This window comes from Pseudoduganella umbonata, from assembly GCF_014192225.1.
GTDB classification, from domain to species: Bacteria; Pseudomonadota; Gammaproteobacteria; order Burkholderiales; family Burkholderiaceae_D; genus Rugamonas; species Rugamonas umbonata.
In genome coordinates, this window is sequence record NZ_JACHXS010000010.1 from 73,000 (window position 1) to 89,904 (window position 16,905).

General features: G+C 63.9%; 18 protein-coding genes and 1 tRNA gene. 7 read left to right on the top strand and 12 right to left on the bottom strand.

The features are described 5' to 3' along the window. Positions 1 to 17 precede the first annotated feature (17 nt). A complete protein-coding gene (locus FHS02_RS22800; RefSeq protein ID WP_137315644.1) occupies positions 18 to 1,028 on the top strand; it encodes a substrate-binding domain-containing protein in 1,011 nt (336 codons plus the stop codon). 76 nt (positions 1,029 to 1,104) lie between these two features. On the opposite strand, the gene FHS02_RS22805 is transcribed toward FHS02_RS22800, so the two are convergent. The 6 genes from FHS02_RS22805 to petA form a co-directional block, all read right to left on the bottom strand. Then, positions 1,105 to 1,180, bottom strand: a tRNA-Thr gene (locus tag FHS02_RS22805). Positions 1,181 to 1,208: 28 nt separating this feature from the next. Continuing rightward, on the bottom strand, positions 1,209 to 1,706 hold the full coding sequence (locus FHS02_RS22810) for a ClpXP protease specificity-enhancing factor (RefSeq protein ID WP_137315643.1): 498 nt from the start codon (positions 1,704 to 1,706) through the stop codon (positions 1,209 to 1,211). 79 nt (positions 1,707 to 1,785) lie between these two features. Continuing rightward, positions 1,786 to 2,397 carry a glutathione S-transferase N-terminal domain-containing protein gene (locus FHS02_RS22815; protein ID WP_090436157.1) on the bottom strand — a complete coding sequence of 204 codons (612 nt, stop codon included), beginning with the start codon at positions 2,395 to 2,397 and terminating at the stop codon, positions 1,786 to 1,788. A gap of 129 nt (positions 2,398 to 2,526) precedes the next feature. Continuing rightward, positions 2,527 to 3,306 (bottom strand): cytochrome c1, encoded by a 780-nt coding sequence (locus FHS02_RS22820; RefSeq protein ID WP_137317608.1) that lies wholly within the window; start codon positions 3,304 to 3,306, stop codon positions 2,527 to 2,529. Positions 3,307 to 3,333: 27 nt separating this feature from the next. Then, positions 3,334 to 4,746 carry a cytochrome b gene (locus FHS02_RS22825; RefSeq protein WP_137315642.1) on the bottom strand — a complete coding sequence of 471 codons (1,413 nt, stop codon included), beginning with the start codon at positions 4,744 to 4,746 and terminating at the stop codon, positions 3,334 to 3,336. Between the two features lies 1 nt (position 4,747). Next, on the bottom strand, positions 4,748 to 5,356 hold the full coding sequence (petA, locus tag FHS02_RS22830; protein WP_137315641.1) for a ubiquinol-cytochrome c reductase iron-sulfur subunit: 609 nt from the start codon (positions 5,354 to 5,356) through the stop codon (positions 4,748 to 4,750). 227 nt (positions 5,357 to 5,583) lie between these two features. Between petA and mscL the strand changes: the two genes are divergently transcribed. From mscL to FHS02_RS22845, 3 genes are read left to right on the top strand one after another with little or no spacing between them, the layout of a single operon-like run. Next, on the top strand, positions 5,584 to 6,009 hold the full coding sequence (gene mscL / locus FHS02_RS22835; RefSeq protein ID WP_137317607.1) for a large conductance mechanosensitive channel protein MscL: 426 nt from the start codon (positions 5,584 to 5,586) through the stop codon (positions 6,007 to 6,009). Between the two features lie 37 nt (positions 6,010 to 6,046). Further along, on the top strand, positions 6,047 to 7,213 hold the full coding sequence (locus FHS02_RS22840) for a Do family serine endopeptidase (RefSeq protein WP_137315640.1): 1,167 nt from the start codon (positions 6,047 to 6,049) through the stop codon (positions 7,211 to 7,213). Between the two features lie 8 nt (positions 7,214 to 7,221). Then, on the top strand, positions 7,222 to 7,917 hold the full coding sequence (locus FHS02_RS22845; protein WP_137315639.1) for a DUF2461 domain-containing protein: 696 nt from the start codon (positions 7,222 to 7,224) through the stop codon (positions 7,915 to 7,917). On the opposite strand, the gene FHS02_RS22850 is transcribed toward FHS02_RS22845, so the two are convergent. Further along, entirely contained in the window at positions 7,918 to 8,826 is a 909-nt protein-coding gene (locus FHS02_RS22850; protein ID WP_221403930.1) for a LysR family transcriptional regulator, read from the bottom strand. Between the two features lie 96 nt (positions 8,827 to 8,922). On the opposite strand from FHS02_RS22850, the gene FHS02_RS22855 reads away from it, so the two are divergent. The 3 genes from FHS02_RS22855 (at position 8,923) to FHS02_RS22865 (ending at position 11,205) form a co-directional block, all read left to right on the top strand. Then, a complete protein-coding gene (locus FHS02_RS22855) occupies positions 8,923 to 9,999 on the top strand; it encodes a tartrate dehydrogenase (protein WP_137315637.1) in 1,077 nt (358 codons plus the stop codon). A gap of 202 nt (positions 10,000 to 10,201) precedes the next feature. Then, positions 10,202 to 10,408 (top strand): hypothetical protein, encoded by a 207-nt coding sequence (locus FHS02_RS22860; protein WP_137315636.1) that lies wholly within the window; start codon positions 10,202 to 10,204, stop codon positions 10,406 to 10,408. A gap of 32 nt (positions 10,409 to 10,440) precedes the next feature. Next, a complete protein-coding gene (locus FHS02_RS22865; protein ID WP_137315635.1) occupies positions 10,441 to 11,205 on the top strand; it encodes a GIN domain-containing protein in 765 nt (254 codons plus the stop codon). A 73-nt stretch (positions 11,206 to 11,278) separates the two neighbouring features. Here FHS02_RS22865 and FHS02_RS22870 read toward each other — a convergent pair whose 3' ends face one another. The 5 genes from FHS02_RS22870 to FHS02_RS22890 are packed head-to-tail and all read right to left on the bottom strand — an operon-like array spanning position 11,279 to position 16,897. Further along, the gene (locus tag FHS02_RS22870; RefSeq protein ID WP_175424890.1) at positions 11,279 to 12,415 is read right to left on the bottom strand and encodes a LytR C-terminal domain-containing protein; all 1,137 of its coding nucleotides are present in this window, start codon (positions 12,413 to 12,415) and stop codon (positions 11,279 to 11,281) included. A gap of 20 nt (positions 12,416 to 12,435) precedes the next feature. Next, on the bottom strand, positions 12,436 to 13,377 hold the full coding sequence (locus FHS02_RS22875; RefSeq protein ID WP_137315633.1) for a type II secretion system F family protein: 942 nt from the start codon (positions 13,375 to 13,377) through the stop codon (positions 12,436 to 12,438). Further along, a complete protein-coding gene (locus FHS02_RS22880; RefSeq protein ID WP_137315632.1) occupies positions 13,374 to 14,348 on the bottom strand; it encodes a type II secretion system F family protein in 975 nt (324 codons plus the stop codon). The genes FHS02_RS22875 and FHS02_RS22880 overlap by 4 nt, the downstream gene beginning before the upstream one ends. A 9-nt stretch (positions 14,349 to 14,357) precedes the next feature. After that, positions 14,358 to 15,704 (bottom strand): TadA family conjugal transfer-associated ATPase, encoded by a 1,347-nt coding sequence (locus FHS02_RS22885; protein ID WP_137315631.1) that lies wholly within the window; start codon positions 15,702 to 15,704, stop codon positions 14,358 to 14,360. A 17-nt stretch (positions 15,705 to 15,721) separates the two neighbouring features. After that, positions 15,722 to 16,897 (bottom strand): CpaE/TadZ family protein, encoded by a 1,176-nt coding sequence (locus FHS02_RS22890; protein ID WP_137315630.1) that lies wholly within the window; start codon positions 16,895 to 16,897, stop codon positions 15,722 to 15,724. Positions 16,898 to 16,905 lie beyond the last annotated feature (8 nt).

The following is a 16,905-nucleotide window of genomic DNA, read 5'->3' on the forward strand; positions in this document are numbered from 1 at the left end:
CACCGCCCTGCCGCCGCATGAACCTGAAAGCCCTGGCCGACACGCTCGGCATGTCGAAGACCACCGTCAGCCGCGCGCTGAACGGCTACCCGGAAGTTTCCGCGGCCACGCGCGAGCGCGTGCTGGCCGCGGCGGCCGCCAGCGGCTACCGGGCCAATCCCGTGGCGCGCCACCTCGCCGTCGGCCGCAGCAATGTGCTGGGCATCCTGTATCCACTGCTGCCGGCCGACCTGGGCGATCCGATGTTCCTCGACGTGGTCGGCGGCATTTCCGCCGCGCTGGAAGCGGCCGGCATGAACTTCATCATTGCGCCGGTGTCACCGTCGAACGAACTGCCGTCCTACCAGCAGATGGTGCTGGGCCGGCGCGTGGACGGCCTCATCGTCAGCCGCACGCTGGTGGACGACCCGCGCATCGCGTTCCTGTCGGAAGCGGGGTTTCCGTTCGTCGCGCATGGCCGCACCAATGCCAGCGAACACCACGCCTGGTTCGATTACGACAACGCCGCCGGCATCCGTTTGGCGCTCGACGCCTTGCTGGCGCACGGGCATCGGCGCATCGCCCTGCTCGGTTCCCCGCAGACCCTGAACTTTGCGCGGCAGCGGCGCGACAGTTTCATCGATCACCTGGCCAGCGCCGGACTCGCCGTCGATCCCCGTTACCTGATCGAGTCGGCGATTGACCGGCGCAGCGGCTACCAGGCGATGCAGCAGTTGCTGGCCTGCGGCGAGCGGCCGACGGCGGTGATCGTCGACAGCCACCTGTCCGGCGTGGGCGCCGTGCGGGCGCTGCTCGATGCGGGAATCGATATCGGGCACGACATGTCGCTGGTGGTGTGGGGGCGTATGGCCGATGCACTGGCCGGGCTGGACGTGGCGACCATCGATCAACCCGATCCGCGGGCGGCTGGAGCGAAGATGGGGGCGATGCTGCTGGCGCTGCTGGAAGGGGTGCCGGCGGCGTCGCTGCAGGTGTTGTGGCAGCCGGTGCTGGTGCCGGGGGCGACGATCGGACAGAATCGGGGCTGATCGGGACACTGTGCCATGCAACAAAAAAGGGTGAATGCGCGATACGCATTCACCCTTTTTTGTTTACTGCTAATTCTGGTGCCGGCTGCCGGTTTCGAACTGGCCACCTGATGATTACAAATCAACTGCTCTACCAAATGAGCTAAGCCGGCGTGATCTGAACAACAGCGAAATTATACGCTATTTGATGCGCGTCAGGGTGGGCCGGCCGCCCTTCTTGGGACCGTCGCCACCATCGTCCGGACCGTTGTCGTCGGACTTGGCCGGTACCGCGGCAGGTGCCGGCGCCGATGGCGATGGCACGGAAGACAGCGCCGGCGCGGGCGGTTCCACCGTGGGTGCGGGAGCCGGTGCGGAAGACTGGCCCAGCACAGGTTCGAACGCCATGCCCTGCCCGTTCTCGTTGGCGTAGATCGCCATCACATTGTTGACGGGGATAAAGATCTCGCGCGACACCCCGCCGAAACGGGCATTGAAGCGAATGCTGTCGTTGTCCATCTTCAGGCCAGCCGTGGCGCCGTAGCTGATGTTCAGCACGATCTCGCCCTTCTTCACGTACTCCATCGGTACCGTGGTCGCGGAATCGACCTTGACCGCCAGGTAGGGCGTGTAGCCGCTGTCCGTGCACCACTCGTAAATGGCGCGCAGCATGTAAGGCTTGGTAGAAATTTCTGCCATGATTATTCTTGGAAAGCCGGCGTCCTTGTCAAAGGGCCGCCGGTACTGCACTAGCTTCCGCGAATCCGCCAAAGGCGAATTACCGGCGCATCACTTTCTCGGACGGCGTCAGCGCTTCGATATAGGCCGGGCGCGAGAAAATGCGCTCGGCATACTTCATCAGCGGCGCGGCGGTCTTCGACAGTTCGATACCATAATGATCCAGGCGCCACAGCAGCGGCGCCACGGCCACGTCGAGCATCGAGAACTCGTCGCCCAGCATGTACTTGTTCTTCAGGAACAGCGGTGCCAGCGTGGTCAGGCGGTCGCGGATTTCGGCGCGGGCCTTGTCGTGGCTCTTGTCGTTCGTCTTGTTGCGCTCGCTTTCCAGCGTGTGCACGTGCACGAACAGTTCTTTCTCGAAGTTGAACAGCATCAGGCGGGCACGGGCGCGCATCAGCGGGTCGGCCGGCATCAGCTGCGGGTGCGGGAAGCGCTCATCGATGTACTCGTTGATGATGTTCGATTCGTACAGGATCAGTTCGCGTTCGACCAGGATCGGCACCTGGCCGTACGGATTCATCGTCGAAATATCTTCCGGCTTGTTGAACAGGTCAACGTCGCGCACTTCGAAATCCATGCCTTTTTCAAACAGGACCAGGCGGCAGCGCTGGGAAAATGGGCAGGTGGTGCCCGAGTAGAGAACCATCATGTTGGTAGTTCCTTAAGAAAACAAAGGGGGCGAGACCGCGAACGGTTCACCCCAGTTGGCCGCGCGGCATGGTTAGCGCGCGGAGCAAAAACGAGACCTTACCAAAATCGGCAAGCAGAAATCAAATTTTTATTTGACTTCTTTCCAATACGCGGCATTTAACCGCCAGGCGAGGAAGGCAAACACCGACAGGAACAGCAGCACTGCCACGCCCAGGCGCTTGCGCGTTTGCGCGGCCGGTTCCGCCATCCACTCCATGTAACCGACCAGGTCGGCCACCGCGGTGTCGAACTCCAGTTGGCTCATGGTGCCGGGTGTCACCTGCTGGAAGCCGGCGAACTTGTGGATCGTCTTGGTGGCGTCGTGCGGATCTTTCTCGTCCACCCATTTCGCCGCCTGGACACCCTGCAGCTGCCACAGCACGTGCGGCATCGCCACGTTCGGGATCACCAGGTTGTTGAAACCGGTGGGCCGGGTGTCGTCCTTGTAGAAGGTGCGCAGGTAAGTATACAGATAGTCGCCGCCGGAGCCGCCCGGCCCGGATTTCGCGCGCGAAATCACGGAAAGATCGGGCGGTACCACGCCGAACCAGGCCTTGGCATCCTTGGCGGGCATGGCGGTGGTCATCAATTCGCCCACTTTCTCGCCAGTGAACAGCAGGTTGTTGCGGATCTGGTCTTCCGACAGGCCGATGTCGCGCAGGCGGTTGTACCGCATCGACGAGGCGTTGTGGCAGTTCAGGCAGTAATTGACGAACAGCTTGGCGCCGTTCTGCAATGCCGCCATGTTCGTCGACCGGTCCGGCGCCCGGTCCAGCGGGTGGCCGCCCTCGGCCCCGACTGCCAGGGCCGGCAGCAGCGTCGCCAGCGAGAACAAGGTCGAGGCGAAAAACTTCTTCGTGAAATTCATCATTCGTGTCCTTTGCCTATGGCCGGTTCAGTGTGCATGGAAGACGACGCGATCGGGGACCTTCTTGAAGGTGCCCATCGTGCTCCACCACGGCATCAGCAGGAAGAACGCGAAGTAGTACAGCGTGGCCACCTGCGACACGATCGTGCCGATCACCGACGGTGCCTGCGTGCCCAGGTAACCCAGCGCCACGAACGCGACGGCCAGCAGCGCAAACAGGTATTTATGCCAGGACGGGCGGTAGCGCATCGATTTCACCGGCGAGTGGTCCAGCCACGGCAGGAACGCCAGGATCATGACGGAGCCGCCGAAGAACACCACACCCCAGAACTTCGCGTCCAGCACCTGCGGCAGCATGCCGATGATCGCCACGATGGCGATGACGGCGATGATTACCTTGGTAACGAACGACAGCTTCGACTTCAGCCACAGGAAGCAGACGTACGCGGCCACGGCGGCCATCAGCACCCACATGAAGTCGGCGGTGGTGGCGCGCAATACCGAGTAGAACGGCGTGAAGTACCAGGTCGGTGCGATGTGCAGCGGCGTCTTCAACGGATCGCCCGGCAGGAAGTTGTTGTACTCGAGGAAATAACCGCCCATCTCTGGCGCGAAGAACACCACGGCGGAGAAAATCAGCAGGAATACCGACACGCCGAACAGGTCGTGCACCGTGTAGTACGGGTGCGACGGGATCGAATCGACGGGGTAGCCGTCCGGCCCCATGTTTTCCTTCACTTCGATGCCGTCCGGGTTCGACGAGCCCACTTCGTGCAGTGCGATCAGGTGCGCGGCCACCAGGCCCAGCAGTACCAGCGGGATGGCGATCACGTGGAAGGCGAAGAAGCGGTTCAGCGTGGCGTCGGACACCACGTAGTCGCCGCGGATCCACAGCGACAGGTCCGGGCCGATCAGCGGGATCGCGCCGAACAGGTTGACGATCACCTGCGCGCCCCAGTAGGACATCTGGCCCCATGGCAGCAGGTAGCCGAAGAAGGCCTCGGCCATCAGGCACAGGAAGATGGCAAAGCCGAACAGCCAGATCAGCTCGCGCGGCTTGCGGTAGGAACCGTACAGCAGCGCGCGCGTCATGTGCAGGTAGACGACGATGAAGAATGCCGAGGCGCCGGTGGAGTGCATGTAGCGCACCAGCCAGCCCCAGGGCACCTCGCGCATGATGTATTCGACGGAGTTGAACGCCAGGTTGGCATCCGGCTTGTAGTGCATCGTCAGGAAAATGCCCGTCACGATCTGCAGCACCAGCACGAACATCGCCAGCGAGCCGAAGATGTACCAGTAGTTGAAGCTTTTCGGCGCGTAGTAGCGGCCCCACTGGTCGTTCCACAGCTTGGTCAGGGGAAAGCGGTCGTCGATCCAGCCCAGCGCCTTTTGTGCCGCCGGCGCATCGGCCGGCAGTTTCGTCTCCTTGAACGCGCCCATGTTATGCCTCGCCTTTCTCGTCTTTGCCGATCAGGATGCGGGTGTCGCTCAGGTACATGTGGCGCGGCACTACCAAGTTGTCCGGCGCGGGCTTGTTCTTGAACACGCGGCCGGCCAGGTCGAACGTGGAGCCATGGCAGGGGCAGATGAAGCCGCCGGCCCAGTCGTCGGGCAGCGATGGTTGCGGGCCAGGGGTGAACTTGGTGGAAGGCGAGCAGCCGAGGTGGGTACAGATGCCGATGGCAACCAGGTACTCGGGCTTGCGGGCGCGCGCTTCGTTGATGCAGTACTCGGGGGTGAATTCGTCGGGATTGCGCTCGGAACCGGGATCGGCCACCTGGCCGTCGGTCTTCTTCAGCGAAGCGAGCATTTCAGTGGTGCGCCGCAGGACCCAGACCGGCTTGCCACGCCATTCGACAGTGACCATTTCGCCGGGAGCCAGGGAGGAGATGTCTACTTCGACCGGAGCGCCCGCGGCCTTGGCGCGCTCGGAGGGTTGAAACGTGCTGACGAGAACGCCTGCAGTGCTGAGTCCTACCACGCCACCGGCGGCGCAGGTGGCTACTAACAGACCTCGCCGGCTGGGATCGACCTGCTTCTCAATGCTCATACAAACCCCAATCTTATAAAAATTCGAATATTTGTAAAGCGACAACAGACCTACAGCAACACAAAATTATAAGTGAACATAAACACTCATCAAAGCGAAAAGGTTGCAATAGTAAAAATGGTCGCCATGTTGCGGCGCACTGTAAACACCCCTCGCCCGCTTGGGTTCGGTATTGAAAAGACAGTATGATCCAGGAAGTAATAACTTATAACCGGAAGAGGATCGTCATGGCCATGATGAAGGAATTCAAGCAGTTCGCGATGCGGGGTAACGTGATCGACCTGGCGGTGGGCGTGATCATCGGCGCCGCGTTCGCCAAGATCGTCGATTCGCTGGTGCAGGACATCATCATGCCGCCTATCGGCAAGCTGATCGGTGGGCTGGATTTCGCCAACTATTATTTCCCGTTGAATAACCAGGATCCCGGCCTGCCGCTGGCCGAGGCGAAGAAACTGGGTGCGGTGCTCGCCTACGGGAACTTCCTCACCATCCTGTTAAACTTCCTCATCCTGGCGTTCGTGATCTTCCAGATGGTGCGGCTCGTCCAGAAAGCCCGTAACCGGCTCGAGGAGCCCGCCGCGGCGGCCGAGCCGGCGCCGGCGGCCGAAGAGGTCGTGCTGTTGCGTGAAATCCGCGACGCCCTGAAAAAATAACCGAGCGGCTGCGAGCCGCCATCCCTGTAGGAACGCCATGCAACGACTGTGGTTATTGTTTGCGCAAGCGGTGACCATCGTGCTGGCACTGTATTTCGTCTATTCCGCGGTGCGGCCCGACTGGCCGCCCGCACGCCCCGGCACGATTCAACAGCTCGGCACCGCGGCTCAGCCGGCCTCGGCCATGGTGGCAGCCCCCGCGCCCACGCCCAACTCGTTCCGCGCCGCCGCGGGCCGGGCAATGCCGGCCGTGGTCAATATCCTGACGTCGAAGGCAATGCCGGAAAAGCACCCATTGCTGCGCGATCCGTATTTCAAGCGTTTCTTCGGCGACCGCGGCAATGACGACAGCGAGGAAGAGGAAGACGACCCGAACAGCCTGGGCTCCGGCGTGATCGTCAGCCCCGATGGCTACATCCTCACCAATTACCATGTGGTGGAAGCGGCGGACGAGATCGAGGTGGTGCTGGCGGATGGCCGCAAGTCGTCGGCCAAGCTGGTGGGCACGGACCCGGAAACGGACCTGGCCGTCATCAAGATCGAGCTGAAGCAACTGCCGGCGATCGTCCTCGGCAATGTCGATGGCGCCAAGGTGGGCGACGTGGTGCTGGCGATCGGCAATCCGTTCGGCGTGGGCCAGACGGTGACGATGGGGATCATTTCCGCGCTGGGCCGCAACAACCTGCATATCAACCATTTCGAGAACTTCATCCAGACCGATGCGGCGATCAATTTCGGCAACTCGGGTGGCGCGCTGATCGACACCAACGGCAACCTGCTGGGCATTAATTCGGCCATCTATTCGCAAACGGGCGGCTCGGTGGGCATCGGTTTCGCGATTCCGGTCAGCACGGCAAAAACGGTGATGGAATCGATCATCAAGAGCGGCCACGTGGTACGCGGCTGGATCGGCGTGGAATCGCAGGAGATCACGCCCGAGCTGGCGACCAGCTTCGGCCTGCAGCGCGAGAGCGGCGCGATCATCGCCGGCGTGGTGCGCAACGGCCCTGCCGACAAGGGCGGCATGAAGCCGGGCGATATCCTGCTTTCGGTCGACGGCAAGCCGGTGCGCGATACCACCGAGATGCTGAACCTGATTGCCCAGCTGGAACCGGGCGGCAAGGCCACGATGCGCGTGCTGCGCAAGAACCGCGAATCCGAACTGGCGATCACCGTGGGCAAGCGCCCAGTCCCTAAAAAGTAGAGAAATCAATGCACCTGCGTGACCTGAACGGCTACCTGCAAGAGCTGGCCGAGAACAACAACCGCCCGTGGTTCGTGATGAACAAGCCACGCTACGATATCCTGCGCGAGGAATTCACGGAACTCGTGACGCAGGTGATTGCCGAAACAGGAAAATTCGATCGCGAGGTCAAGTTCTGCAATCCGAAGAAGGCAATCTTCCGCATCAACCGCGACGTGCGCTTCGCCCACGACAAGCGGCCGTACAAGGACAACTTCTCGGCTGCGCTGGCGCCCAGCGATTTGCGGCGCCCCAGCCAGTCCGGCGGACCCACCTATTATTTCCAGCTGAACGGCCACGGCCAGTTGCAGTTCGGCGCCGGCGAATACATGCCGCCGCCGCACCGGCTGCGCGCGTTGCGCCGGCACATGGTGGAAGATGCGGCCGGTTTCCGCAAAGCGCTGAACAGCCGAGGCCTGAAGGCCACCTATGGCACGATCCAGAACGAAGGCAAGCTGCAGCGCCCACCTAAAGGCTTCGACCCTGAACATGAGCACATCGAGTTCATCAAGCTGAAGAGCTTTTTCGTCTGGACCGACGTGGACCTGGACCTGAACGATCCGGATGCGCTGGTGCCGCTGATCGCCGGCGGGTTCAAGGATGCGCTGCCGCTGGTGCAGTGGATGCGTGCGGCCAGGGTGGATGAAGAGGACGAAGCGGCCTGATTAGGGGATCGCGTCAGCCTCCTGCTGGCTGCGCAGCCATTCCTCGAGGAATTCGACGCACACCCGCAGTCGTGCCGACGTCGACAGGCGCGACGGGTAGATCGCCCAGACGTCCGCCGGCTGCTCGTATTCCGGCAGCACACGCACCAGCTCGCCCCGCGCCAGCGACGGGCCTACGTCCCACACGGACCGCAAGATGATGCCGTGGCCATCCAGCGCCCAGCCGTGCACTACTTCGCCATTGCTGGCCGACAGCGGCCCGCTCACCTTCACGGTTTCCATGCCGCGCGGCCCTTGCAGGGTCCAGCGCCCGAAATCCTCGTTGCGCTCGCGGATCACGATGCAGCGGTGCGAGGCAAGTCCTGCCAGCGTGGCCGGCGCGCCGTTCTCCGCCAGGTAGGACGGCGCTGCGCACAGTACCCGTGCATTGCGGGCAAGGCGGCGCGAAATCAGGTGGGGCTCGTGCGCCTGGCCAACGCGAATGTCGAGGTGAAAATCCTCGCCGATCAGGTCGACTGACCGGTCCAGCAGTTCCAGCTGGATTTCCAGCGCCGGATAGCGCTTCGCCAGCGCGGACAGCGCGGGCGACACGCGGTTGCGGCCAAAGCCCGAACTGGTGCACAGGCGCAGCAGGCCGGCAGGCGCGATCTTTTCGGTCGACACCGCCTCGCCCATCTGTTCGACGTCGTCCACGATCCGCAGCGCCCAGCCATGCACCACCTGGCCCTGCTCGGTCAGCGCCAGGGTACGGGTGGTGCGATGCAACAGGCGCACCCCCAACGCCTCTTCCAGCATGCCGATACGCTTGCTGACAAAGGCATTCGACATGCCGAGCGCACGGGCCGCAGCGGCAAAATTTTTCAGACGCACGACGGTGCAGAACAGCTGCAGATCGTCCAGCTCAGGCATTTTCTTCACGATGCGTGAACAGTAGGGTGACGAAAATGCGGATTATATCCATTCGTAAAGCCGCTATGCTGGACGCATTCAACCAGGGGAGATTCCATGAAGACTCAACGCATCGCCGTGATCGCCGGTGACGGCATCGGCAAGGAAGTCATGCCGGAAGGCTTGCGCACGCTGCAGGCGGCGGCAAAACGCTTCGACCTGCCGCTGGAATTCACCACGTTCGAATGGGCCAACTGCGACTATTACCGGCAGCATGGCAAGATGATGCCGGACGACTGGTTCGCGCAGCTGAAGGACTTCGACGCGATTTATTTCGGCGCGGTCGGCTGGCCGGACACGGTGCCGGACCACGTTTCGCTGTGGGGCTCGCTGATCCAGTTCCGCCGGCAGTTCGACCAGTACGTGAATTTGCGCCCGGTGCGGCTGATGCCGGGCGTACCGTGCCCGCTGGCCGGCAAGCAGCCCGGCGACATCGATTTCTACGTGGTGCGCGAGAACACCGAAGGCGAGTATTCGTCGGCCGGCGGCCGCCTGTTCGAAGGCACCGACCGCGAGACCGTGCTGCAGGAATCGGTATTTACCCGCAAGGGCGTGGACCGGATCCTGCAATACGCATTCGAACTGGCGCAGTCGCGCCCGAAGAAGCACCTGACTTCCGCGACGAAGTCGAACGGCATCTCGATCAGCATGCCGTACTGGGACGAACGGGTGAAAGCCATGGCGCCATCGTATGCCGATGTGAAGTGGGACCAGTACCACATCGACATCCTGTGTGCGCGCTTCGTGCTGAGCCCGGAGCGCTTCGACGTGGTGGTTGCGTCGAACCTGTTCGGCGACATCCTGTCCGACCTGGGCCCCGCGTGCACCGGCACGATCGGCATCGCGCCATCGGCCAACCTGAACCCCGAGCGCACGCTGCCCTCGCTGTTCGAACCGGTGCACGGCTCGGCACCGGACATCTACGGCAGGAACATCGCCAACCCCGTCGCAATGATCTGGAGCGGCGCGATGATGCTGGACTTCCTCGGCAATGGCGATGCGCGCTTCAAGGCGGCGCACGACGCCATCATGGCGGCGATCGAACAGGTGCTGCGCGAGGGACCGCATACGCCGGACATGCGCGGCCAGGCTTCCACCACGCAGATGGGCGAGGCCATCGCCGCGCAGATCTGACAGGCGCTCCGCGCGCCGCTTCTCCGGCTCATCGGCACGCACCAGCCGGCGCAGGCACGGCGCGCCGGAAATGCAGTTCATCTGGCGAAAACCGCCGTTCGTCGCATCCGCATGGTGGACGAACCGCGGGCTCCCTATAGTTCAATCAACGCAGCACACAACGCCAACCCGGCACTGACTGAACACCTCAAAGGAGCGCATCATGAACATCGCCAAACACATGGAAACCATCTTCCTCGCCAGCGTCGTCATCGTCGGCGCGACCAGCATGGCCAGCGCCGCCGTGGCCCGTATCGGCCACGCGGCACCGGAACCGAAGGTGTACGCGGTAGCCGTCGAAGGCGCGCCGATGGCGGTCGTGACGGTCAGCGCGAAACGCCTGAGCGCCGCTGAAAAAGCCGCGCTGTAAGCCCCCGGTCACCCGAGCGAACGGAGACCCCGATGCACAAGTTTGTCAACGCCACGATGATGGCCGTGGCCCTGTACGCCAGCACGGGCGGCGCGGTCGCGGCGGCCGACATCGCCAGCGAGTCCCGCACCGTCGATGCGCGTGTCGTGAAGGTGGTCCTGGATGGCGTGATCGACCTGACGCTCAAGCAGGGCGCACAGCCGGCACTGACGATCTCGGGTGAACGGCGTTACCTGCCGAAGGTAGTGGTGACCCAGCGCGGCGATACGCTGCGCATCGGCACCGACCTGCAGGGCATCCATCTCGGCCGCCCGGCGCTGAGCGCCGAACTGACGTTGCCGAACCTGGCCGAACTGGTATCGGCCGGCGTCGGTTCCGCCGACGTGCATGGTTTCTCGGGCGAACGGCTGCGCATCGCGCTCGATGGCGCGGGTACCGTGCGCATGCAGGCGCAATACCGCAACCTCGACGCCAACCTGAACGGCGCCGGCAGCATGACCGTGAATATGGGACTGGCGGAAAGCGTGGCACTGAACCTGCGCGGTGCCGGCCAGATGGTGGTCAGCGGCGAAAGCCGCAACCTGCGCGCGCGTCTCGGCGGCGTCGGCAGCCTCGATGCGCAGGGATTGAAATCGGACAGCGTCGACGTCGACATGACGGGCCTGGGTGGCGCTACCGTGTTTGCAAAGACCTCCGCCAACCTGCGCCTGACCGGCCTTGGTTCGGCCAGCGTGTATGGCCGGCCTGCAAGCCGCAGCGCCAGCGCGCGCGGCCTGGGCCATGTGAACTGGCACTGAGCTGGCACGGTACCAGCACTGAGCGGTCACCGTACTGGCATTGGCCCGGCAACCGGCCGGGCACACGACAGCGTTATCGCCCTCCGTCACCGGCCTGCATGGCCACCAGCGCGGATGCTTTCGCCGCTGGCGCGGCAAGGGTGCGCTGATCCCACCCCAGCACGATGCGCAGGTCGGTGCGGGCAGCACCGTTCGCCAGCTGTTGCGGCGCAGGCAGGCCGAGACGCCGGGCCAGCGCACGCGCCACTGCGAATGCATTGGCATCACCGCGGTACTCGATGCGCGTTACCGGCACCGCATAGGGTTTCTCGTTCGTCAATCGTACCGATTTCCATTCCGGTCCGGCCAGCCGGCGCTTCCAGGCAGCGGCCATGCCGCGTGCACCGTTGCCATTGCTGATCTCGAGCCGCACGGCTCCGTCGCCGCCCTTGCCGTAGAGCTCATCGGCGCCATCGCGTTCGTCTTTGGCGGGAAGCGGCTGCGCCGCCGCAGCCGTGACCCTGTGCACCTCGATCACGGCACCGGTCTTTCGCAGCTCGGTACGGGCGAGACCGTCCGGCCACGGACTCGGGCCCAATGCCGCGGGCACGGCCGCTGCGGACATCGCTGCCTGCGGCGCGCGCGTACCAGTCAACGCATAATCGTGGCGGATATCGTGCGTTCGCAGCGTGCGCGCCTGGCTCATCATTTGCAGCGCCCGGTCCGCGTGGCCCTGCGCTTCGAGCACACTGGCAAGGTGTTCCCATGCACGCGGCTGATGGGGGTCCAGCACGCAGGCGCGCTCCAGCAGCGTTACCGCTTCGTCGCGTCCGCCGTGCAGGTACAGCGCATAGCCCAGGTTCCCGAGCAGGAAGGCCTGTTCGGCCGGCGGCAACCCCGTGGCTTCTTCGACCAGCTTGCGCCACAGGGCGATCGCCTTGCCATAGTTGCCCTGCTCGGCCGCCAGCACGGCCATGCCGTTGCGGGTATCGGCATGGCGGGGATCGAGCCGCAGTGCGGCATCCCATGCGCGTTGCGCGGCATCGAACCGGCGCGCAGCATGTTCGGCGCGGCCAATGGCATAGTAGCCGTCTGCGCCAATGGCTGGTACCGGTACGGTGTGCTGGGTCAGCGATGGCTGGCGGCCGCCGCAGGCCATCAACAGCGCGCCGATACAGGCCGCCGCAGCCATCCGGCCGGCACGCAGTGTCCAATCCCGGATCGTCATCATGTGCATATTGCCTCCATCGATTACTCGCCGGACATTGCCGGCAGGACCACTCTCACCATGCGGATAGCCGCCGGCCCCATCAGCACCAGCATCAGCGCCGGGAACATGCAGAAGATCAGCGGGAACAGCAGCTTCAGGCCGATCTTGGCGGCCGCTTCTTCCGCCTGCAGTGTGCGCTTGTGCCGCAGCCCGTCCGAGTGCACCCGCAGCGAATCGCCCATGCTGGTACCGAAGCGGTCGGCCTGGATCAGCATGGCCACCAGTGTGTCGACGTCTTCCACGCCACTCCTCAGCGCGAAATTGCGCAACGCCTTTTCCTTGGAAAAGCCGGCCCGCATCTCCATCAGCACGAGCCGAAGTTCCTGCGCCAGTACGACGCTCTTGACGTCGATCTCGGCCGCCACCTTCGTCAACGCCCGCTCCATCGACAGCCCAGCCTCCACGCAAACCGTCATAAGGTCGAGCGCATCCGGGATATTCTCGAAAATGTCGCGCTGGCGCCGGCTGGCGGTACGGGACAGGATGGCGTTCGGCAGGTAGTAGCCCAACGCCGCGCTGGAAAACAGTACCAGCATGAAGCCGTTGCGCGAGCCCTCCATGCTGGTGGCGAGCAGCGGCGCGACCAGCGCCGGCAGACTCAGCGAAAGCACGGTCTTCGCGGCGAAATACAGGGTGGGCGCGGTCGCACTGCGCCAGCCTGCATTGATGAATTTCCTGCGCAGCGGCGACCGGTCCCACCCTTCCTCGGGCAAGGACAGCTTGCTCAGCGGCTTGGCCACGCGGGCGACGCGCTCGACCCATTCACCCTCGCGCCCCGTGGCCAGCGGCTCTCCGGGATCGCCGCGAAACGCATGCAAGCGCTCGCGCAAGGCGACCGGAGAAAAGATCGCCATCGCCGCCAGTGCCACGCCGGCCACGACGACGAACACGACCAGCAGGAATAACAGTTGGTGCCCGTTCATACGCGGATCCTCACGACGTTACGCATCCAGAAGGCGCCGAGCGCCATCGCGCCACCGCCGAACCACAGCATCCTGATCCCGAGCGGATCGGTCCACAGCAGGCTGATGTAGCTGTAGTTGGTCAGGCTCATGAAGAGCAGCATGGCAAACGGCAGCAGGCCCAGGACCCACGCCGACATGCGCCCTTCAGCCGACAGTACGCGTATCTGTCCCTGCAGCTTCAGCCGCGCGCGTGTCAGGCGGCCAACGTTGCCGAGCAGCTCGGCCAGGTTGCCGCCCGATTCACGCTGGATCAGCACGGCCAGCACCAGGTAGCGCAGGTCGGTCAGCGGAATGCGTGCTGCGAGGTTGTGCAACGCTTCGTTCATCGGCGCGCCGTAGTTGATCTCTTCATAGGCAACCTTGAATTCGCCACCGATCGGCTCGGGGATCTCGTCGCCCACCATCTTCAGCACATTGGCGAACGAGTGGCCGGCACGCAGTGCCCGCGCGAGGAAATCGGCCGCTTCGGGCAACTGCCCCTCGATCTTCCTCATCCGCTTGTTGCGGGTCCGCAGCAGCAAGGCATACGGCCCGCCGATGACCCCGGCCATCAGCACGCACGCAGGCAACAGCGGCAGTTTCAGCGCCGGCAGCAACAGCAGCGCGAAACACGGCAAGGCACACGACCAGGCGAGGAATTGCCCGACCTGCCAGCGCCCGCCGGCCTGCAGCAGCAGCCGGTCGAGCAATGCCAGTTGCGGGATACTGCGCAGCCAGAGTTCCAGGCCAGGCGACGCTGCATAGCGGCGCTGCTTCAGAATACTGATCCGTTCGCCTCCCTCGGCGCGGCCGGACATCAGGTCGAGGCGGTGCGCGATACGCCGTGCGCTTCGGCCGTGGCTGGTGCCCCACCACATCCAGGCGCCCTCCACCATGAAGATGACGGCAGCGAACACCAGTACCGTGAAGGCAGTGAATAGCATGTCCATTGCCGGCTCCTATTCGAACACGCGGTCCGGATCGAACAAATTGTCGGGCACCGGCATGCCGAACATCGCCAGCCGGTCGGCAAAGCGGGGCCGTACGCCGGTGGCGTAGAAATGGCCCTGTACCCTGCCATTCGGATCCACGCCGGTCTGTTCGAAGCAGAAGATTTCCTGCATCGCGATCACGTCGCCTTCCATGCCGGTCACTTCCTGCAGGCTGACGAGCTTGCGCGTGCCGTCCGTCAGCCGCGATACCTGCAGCACCACGGTCACGGCCGAGGCGATCTGCTGGCGCGAGGCGCGCGGCGTCAGGTTCACGCCGGACATGCCGACCATATTTTCCAGCCGCGTCAGCGCGTCGCGCGGGGTGTTCGAGTGAATCGTCGCGAGCGACCCCTCATGGCCGGTATTCATGGCCTGCAGCATGTCCAGCGCTTCCGGCCCGCGCACCTCGCCCAGGATGATGCGGTCGGGCCGCATCCGCAACGCGTTGCGCACCAGCGCGCGCTGGTTTACCTCGCCCTTGCCCTCGATATTCGGCGGCCGCGTTTCCAGGCGAACCACGTGCGGCTGGCGCATTGCCAGCTCGGCGGCATCTTCGATCGTCACGATCCTTTCGTTCGCCGGAATATAGCCGGACAGCACATTGAGCAGCGTGGTCTTGCCACTGCCGGTGCCGCCCGAGATCAGGATATTGATCTTGGCATGACCCAGTGCCTGCAGCACCTGCATCATCGGCGGCGTCAGGCTCTTGTTTTCCATCAGATTCTGCATCGTCAGCGGATTGACGGAAAAGCGCCGGATCGACAGGATCGGACCGTCCACAGCCAGCGGAGGAATGATCGCGTTGACGCGCGAGCCATCCGGCAGCCGCGCATCGACCATCGGGCTCGACTCGTCGACCCGGCGGCCCACGCGGGATACGATCTTCTCGATGATCTTCATCAGGTGGGCATTGTCGTTGAACGTCACGTCCGTCAGCTCGAGGCGGCCGGCGCGCTCCACGTACACCTTGGCATGCGTGTTGACGAGGATGTCGGAAATGCTGTTATCGGACAGCAGGCGTTCCAGCGGACCAAAGCCGAGCATTTCATGCTGGATGTCGAGCACCAGATGGTGGCGCTCGGCCTGGTTCAGCACGATCCGTTCATCCTCGATGATGCGCTGGACCAGCAGCGCCAGTTCATGCTTGAACTGTTCGGCTGTCAGTTTCTTCAGGCGTTCCAGGTCGATGCGGTCCAGGATCAGCTGGTGCATCATGGCTTTCAGCTCGCGGTAGGCAGCCTGCGACTGGGCAGGCAGCGGGGCGGAAAGCTGGCGGGAGTCTTCCGCCAGGGCGAGACGTTCGCGCAGGCTCATATGCTTCTCCTTGAGATTCAGGCTTCGGCCAGGCTGCGGCCGAACAGCCTGTCGAACAGGCCTTTGGATTCGATGACGCGGCGCTCCGTGATTACCTCCACCAGGTCGGCCAGGCTGCGCGCGACCAGGCTGCCGCGCGACAGCTGCAGCACGGGAATCCCTTGGTTGACCGAGTCGGTCGCGGACAGGTAGTCGTTCGGCACGGTGTGCACCACATCGGCTCCGAGCGCCTGCTCCAGGTCCGCCAGCCGCAGCTTGCCGCCCTTCTCGTAGCGGTTGACGATCAGGCGCGTGCGCTCCATCGGGTAGCCCAGAGAACGGAAGATATCGAGCAGGCGGCGTCCGTCGCGGATATCGGGAAGCGCCAGTTGCAGGACCGGATAGATCGTGTCCGCATTGTCGAGCGCACGCAGCGACAGCGCATCGATCTGGCGGCCCACGTCCAGCACGATGAAATCGTAATGCTGGCGCGCCACGCGCAGGATCGTCTCGATGTGCTCGGGTTTCATGTCGGCCGCCTTGCCCGGATCGTCCGCCCCGGCCAGCACGCCGAAGTTCGGCGTCACGTGCACCAGGCACGAATCGAGGAATGCGCCATCCATACGGCTGATCTGCGCGCAGACGTCGGCCAGCGTCATTGCCGGTTTCTGATCCGACACATACAGCGTCGCATCGCCGAACTGGCCATGCATGTCGATCACCAGTACCTTCTTGTCGGCCAGTGTCGCCAGCGCATAGGCGAAGTTCGTCGCCAGGAAAGTAGCCCCGCTGCCGCCCTTGCAGGCGATGAAGGCCAGCACTTTGCCGTCGCGCATCCGCGTGACGCCGGTTTCGATCTCGATCCTGTCCATCGCTTCATGGAACGCGCGATGCACCAGTGGCAATTGCAGCACCTCCCGCATGCCGGCCCGCATCGCGCGGATCAGCAGATCCTGGTGCGCCTCGCGTGCCAGCAGCATGAAGCGGGCATTCGGATATTGCCGCGCGAGCCTTTCGACGATTTCCCACTCGCCTGGTGCGATGCCGCCCGCATCCAGGATCACGAGGTCGGGCGGGTCGGCCAGCGGGCGTTCGGCCGCGTCGCGCAGCCCCTGGCGCGACGCCACCAGTTGCAGTGCCGGCATGCGCGCCGATCCCTGCGCGGCGATTTCCGCGTGCAGCAGGCTGTCCTTGCTGATCATCAGAGCTTTCATGGCATGTC